We start from the raw sequence: 5,515 nt of genomic DNA, 5'->3' as shown, positions 1-5,515 counted from the left end.
TAACGGTCTTTCGCAACTCCGCTCTGCTAAAAACCCGAACCTACCTCGGCCTACTCACCCCGTGCTTAGCACTCCATGGCTCGCAGCGGCTGAGATAGACCATTGCAATCTTCAATCAACCCTTTAGTTATATCATCAATAAGATCAGATGCAGATAATCTAATTTTAAGCTTACCAAGCTGCTCCAAGTATATTTGATCTTCGTCTTCTGGGGAAAGCAAGCTTCGGTATTCCTGCAAATCAGTCGAAGACGCTTTAAGCTCTGGCTTATTTTCACCACATGCAAAAATATCATCAGGGCGCACAAAATCACCTGAAGGCCTCACTATTTTTTTTAGAATATCAAAGTCACCTGTTATATTTAGCTGTCTGACAAGGACACGCTTAAGGTCAAAATCAGTAGCACAAATATTACAAAGCTCAACCACATCATTTGCATCTTTAATATCCCTTTTTCTCTGTCCATTCAGCCAACTATGCTTGAGCACACGCTCTTTAAGTAAACTAAATTGCTGACGATACTCCCTCTGCTCTTCTGCTCCCGCACGCAATAAACCGCGTAAATGTTGCTCTATTGCTGCCATATCGTTATCCCCCCGCTTTAATTATCAAAAAATGCGAGCCTCTACTCTACTAATCCATCAAATTGTTTTACACGTTGATTTTTAAAAATAAATCAAGCATTACGTTAAATTTTAATAAAGTTTCTTCGTGAAGAAAACAACTGAAATAGCATTTCTATCAAAAAAATCATTAATTACTTACGGTTATTTATATTAAACCTTACAAATTATATATATAAATAAAAAAGCCAGAAAAATTCTGGCTAAAAATTAAATTTATTCATTTAATCAATTTTTAAAATTATAAACTATGCCATTTTTTTATCTACTACTTTCGTCTGACTATAACCCTGACCTTATGAACCAATTGCAATTTTTCGCGGCTTCATCGCCTCTGGAATCTCACGCATTAAATTAATGTACAATAAGCCATGCTCTAATTCAGCACCTGTGACTTTAACATGATCTTCCAGCTGAAATTCTTGTTTAAATGCACGCTCAGCAATACCTTTGTGTAAAAATTTACGCTCTTTATCAACATTTTCACAAGGTAACTTACCTGTGACAATTAAGCTATTTTGCTCTTGCTGAATATCAATGTTTTCACGAGAAAAACCGGCAATCGCCATGGTAATTTGATATTTATTTTCGGCCAACATTTCAATATTATAAGGTGGATAACTGGCCGGTTGACGCTCAGTTAAATCACCCATCATATCTAGAATACGATCAAAACCAACAGACGTACGAAATAAAGGGGATAAATTAAAGTTACTCATATGAATTACTCCTCATAAAGCAAGTAAAATTGTTTATATATTGTGGATCCATTCTGGCCTCCACATTAATTAAATAAGGGCAATAAAATCTAATTCAAGTCTTGTTTAAAAATTACTTTAAACAATATCTTTTTATCAAAAACATTGATCAAAAAAGCCTGCTGGATACACGCGCAATCTAAATATGGTCAAACAAGACACACACGTGCTAATTGGACCTTTCTTGCTAATACTTTGCAAAACCAGGAAGACCACAGTAATATAAGCGCGTTATAAGTGAGTACAAATGCCCTTGAGAGGATGCGATGCAATTATCCACACTGACTGCAATTTCCCCCGTTGATGGCCGCTATGCCAGTAAAGTTGAACCTTTACGTCATATCTTTAGTGAATATGGCTTAATTTATTACCGTACAGTCGTTGAAGTACGCTGGTTAGAAAAGCTAGCCAACCACGCTGAGATTAGTGAGATCAAACCTCTTAACCCAACAGCAACAACACTACTCAATCGCATTATCGAAGACTTTGATATCAATGCAGCTGAAAGAGTCAAGGCCATTGAAAGTACGACCAATCATGATGTTAAAGCGGTTGAATACTATATTAAAGAGCGCTTAGAAGCCCATGAAGAAACAGCGCATTTAATCGAGTGGGCCCACTTTGCTTGCACCTCAGAAGATATTAATAATCTCGCTTATGCATTGATGCTCAAAGATGCCTGCAAGCAATCGATCTTCCCTCATATGGAAGAAGTGATAAACAAAATCAAAGTATTAGCAAAAGAATTTCAGCATATCCCGCTATTATCACGCACACATGGTCAACCGGCGTCTCCCAGTACCATGGGAAAAGAGCTAGCAAACTCTGCCTATCGCCTATCACGCCAACTTGAACAAGCCCAATCCGTAACATTACTAGGTAAAATCAATGGTGCTGTGGGTAATTACAATGCTCACCTGGCCGCTTATCCAACAGTTGATTGGGCTAGTTTTGCCAAAGACTTTATCGCCTCACTCGGCCTTGAACAAAACCCATATACAACACAAATAGAACCACATGATTATATTGCTGAGTTATTTCATGCCATCAGCCGCTTTAATACCATTTTGATCGACTTTGATCGCGATGTCTGGGGTTATATTGCCTTAAATTATTTTAAGCAAAAAACCATTGCCGACGAAGTGGGCTCATCAACGATGCCACATAAAGTTAATCCCATAGATTTTGAAAATTCAGAAGGTAATTTAGGTATTGCCAATGCATTACTCGAACACTTTGCCCATAAATTACCCATTTCTCGCTGGCAACGTGACCTCACAGATTCGACGGTATTACGCAACATCGGCGTAGGCTTTGCTCATAGTTTAATCAGCTACCAAGCCACCCTCAAGGGCTTGCATAAACTGCAAATTAATGAGGAAACATTACTCACTGACTTAAATAGTAATATTGAAGTTTTAGGTGAAGCGGTACAGACGGTCATGCGACGCTATGGTCTTGCTAACCCTTATGAACAGCTCAAAGAACTCACTCGTGGCCGCCGCATTACCCTTGAGGATATGCACCAATTTATCAACCAGCTTGACTTACCTGAAGCGGTCAAAACAGAGCTAACAGAACTCACACCAGCCAGCTATATTGGTTCAGCAATCCAGCAAACTCAAAATTTCAATTAAAACTAAAGCTAACTATAAAAACAGGGCGAAATAATAATCTATTTTGCCCACTCCTCCCTCACCCTTACAGCTCCCTACTCATCCTCTAAGTTAACTTTCTAATCTTCGTTGACTCACGGTTAATCAAGCTAAATCAAGCTCTTCTCTTAAAATAACTATTAATTATAATTCAATACATTAAATTAATATTTTTTATTAATGGCCAAAGGTATTCCACTAAAACAGTAAATATTAACTATGCTTTAAAGCATAATTAGAGACCGATGATCTAATTTAAGCGCAACTAATAACTAAACTAACAACTATAAATATACTAATAATTAAGCTAAGTGAGATTAAAATTAAGAGCGAAAGTCGATGACAATAGTAAAAGACATTATGACTAGCCCCGTGATCACCGGCCATATGGATAGCACCATCGGCGAAATCTATAGCTTTTTCAAAAGTAAGAATATACACCACTTACCTATTGTCCATGATAACCACCTCGCGGGCCTCATCTCCGATAGTGATATCGTTATGGCCTTAAGCCCCTACTGGGGAACTGCAGCCGAGCAAAATCGCGATACAGATACCGCCAACCGCTTAGCACATCAAATTATGACACGTCACCCCATTTGCACTCAGGCCAATGAGAGCATAGAAACAGCAGCAAAGCGCATTTTACAAAAAGATGTTTCCTGCTTGCCCGTTCTGGATGAAGATAACAGCTTGTGTGGCATACTCACCTGGAAAGACATTATCAAACACTTTATTCAAGATCATCTCAATGATGCTGACAACCCGCTGCCACTGATCAATTTTAAAGACACAGACAGCGAATAAAACATAATAAACTTAAGCAAAAGAATACAATAAGTTCAAACTCGTTGTCGTGGTAAAGCGACGTGCGCTACTCGTAACATTTGACAAATACTTAGTATCAAACTGCACCTGTAAGCCTAAATTACCAATTAACTGTGTCGTTAATGCTGTCGAAGTCGTTACTGTCGTCAAATCAGTCGTATACACCGGGGTTAAGATCTGACTAAATACCGTTTTATCATTAATTTGCCAATCTAATCTACCCATTGTATTTAAAGACAATAAACGCTGAACTTCGCCACTATCTTGAATTTTACGCTGCACATAACCTGGGCCAACTTGTCCCGTGATTGTCACTTCTGGGCCTTGATATAGGGTGCGACCATACCCTGATGAATAGTTCCAGTAATAATCATTACCATCGAATTTATCATACGTATAAGTAAAATTATTATAAATAAAATTCTTCGGTGAAAAATAATAGTTTGCTGCTAAAATAACATTATATTTACTCGTACTCACCCCTTGATCACTCGAGTGCTGATACTGTGGATCCACCTTTGCACTATATTCCCAAGGCAAAGCCGTATATTTTAGATTAAGCACACCATTTAACTTTTGTGAGGAGTTATCCCCAGTATTAATCGTCGCTCCCAATCCTAAGCTCGTGCCTTTCCAGCGACTAACAGCAACCGCTGCTGGAGCTGCGGTCGTAGACGAAGGTGCAGCAGCTTGAATACTGTTGGCCTGTTTTTCAGTCGTTTCTGTATCACTTTGGCTCACAGCACTACTATTTACATCTGTGCTAGCGCGATCAGCTGATTGCTCAGACACTTCAGCCGGTAACTCACCTGATTTGATTAGCGCGGCTTTCATGGTCGCAAGTTGTTGCTGGCTGTTGACCAGGGCTTTTTCCTGGTCGGCAATTTTTGCTTCTAAGCTTTTAATATCATCACCATTCACCGCAGTTGCCGCAAAAGACAATGACCCTGCCGCCACCATCACTAAGCCTGCCGTTGCAGAAGCTGTTGCTACGTGCTTCATAATCACCCTCAAAAACGCTTTTTTGCCATTCTACGGCGAACCCCTATAAAGCTCAACCATCTATACATTCGCAAGATCAAACTTTACAAAAAGTATAAATCAGCACCCGCTTTATTATACCCAGGCCATCAGTACCGACGTTATCCTGAAAAAAACCACCGAGACTTAAAGAGCAAACAGGCTATAATCAATAAGTTAACGAATGAGGTTGCACCTGTTCTTAATTAACAAATAAGTAAGATAATAAAGCAAGCCGGACAGGAAAAATAATATGCATATCAGCCACAGTACAACGCTAAAACTATCCACTTGATAAAAAAAGAGCTGCCGATAACCATCAATTAAATAAACCAGAGGATTAAACAGTGCCAACTTATACCAAAAGATCGGCAAATGAGCGAGTGGGTAAAATAGCCCACCCAAATAACTTAAAGGCCGAATAAAAAATAACGGAATAACGCTGATTTGGTCAAAGCCCTTAATATAAACCCCGGTCATCATACCAATTAAAGAAAATATTAAACAAGATAATATTGATGTAATAATCACCAATATTATATTTTTAATATAAAATTTGGCAAAAAATAGACTAATGATAAAAACAATCAACCCGATTAATACACCTCTTAGTGTCAACCCCCCATAAGTG

General features: G+C 38.6%; 6 protein-coding genes. 2 read left to right on the top strand and 4 right to left on the bottom strand.

What is annotated here, in order from left to right; genetic code table 11:
* Positions 1-65 precede the first annotated feature (65 nt).
* Both C200_RS05140 and C200_RS05135 read right to left on the bottom strand, forming a co-directional pair.
* Complete coding sequence (locus C200_RS05140; RefSeq protein WP_016211600.1) at positions 66-584, bottom strand: hypothetical protein; 519 nt, start codon at positions 582-584, stop codon at positions 66-68.
* Positions 585-919: 335 nt separating this feature from the next.
* Positions 920-1,342 (bottom strand): Hsp20 family protein, encoded by a 423-nt coding sequence (locus C200_RS05135; RefSeq protein ID WP_016211601.1) that lies wholly within the window; start codon positions 1,340-1,342, stop codon positions 920-922.
* A gap of 305 nt (positions 1,343-1,647) precedes the next feature.
* On the opposite strand from C200_RS05135, the gene purB reads away from it, so the two are divergent.
* Complete coding sequence (gene purB / locus C200_RS05130; protein WP_016211597.1) at positions 1,648-3,018, top strand: adenylosuccinate lyase; 1,371 nt, start codon at positions 1,648-1,650, stop codon at positions 3,016-3,018.
* Positions 3,019-3,375: 357 nt separating this feature from the next.
* Positions 3,376-3,843, top strand: a complete 468-nt coding sequence (locus C200_RS05125; RefSeq protein ID WP_016211595.1) for a CBS domain-containing protein — start codon at positions 3,376-3,378, stop codon at positions 3,841-3,843.
* Positions 3,844-3,855: 12 nt separating this feature from the next.
* On the opposite strand, the gene C200_RS05120 is transcribed toward C200_RS05125, so the two are convergent.
* Both C200_RS05120 and C200_RS05115 read right to left on the bottom strand, forming a co-directional pair.
* A complete protein-coding gene (locus C200_RS05120; protein ID WP_016211599.1) occupies positions 3,856-4,866 on the bottom strand; it encodes a DUF481 domain-containing protein in 1,011 nt (336 codons plus the stop codon).
* A gap of 195 nt (positions 4,867-5,061) precedes the next feature.
* The coding region (locus C200_RS05115; RefSeq protein ID WP_033923702.1) for an ABC transporter permease at positions 5,062-5,515 on the bottom strand (454 nt) is incomplete at its 5' end.

This window comes from Piscirickettsia salmonis LF-89 = ATCC VR-1361 (assembly GCF_000297215.2).
In the GTDB taxonomy this organism is placed as follows: Bacteria; Pseudomonadota; Gammaproteobacteria; order Piscirickettsiales; family Piscirickettsiaceae; genus Piscirickettsia; species Piscirickettsia salmonis.
This window is presented reverse-complemented; position numbering and strand designations above follow the sequence as displayed.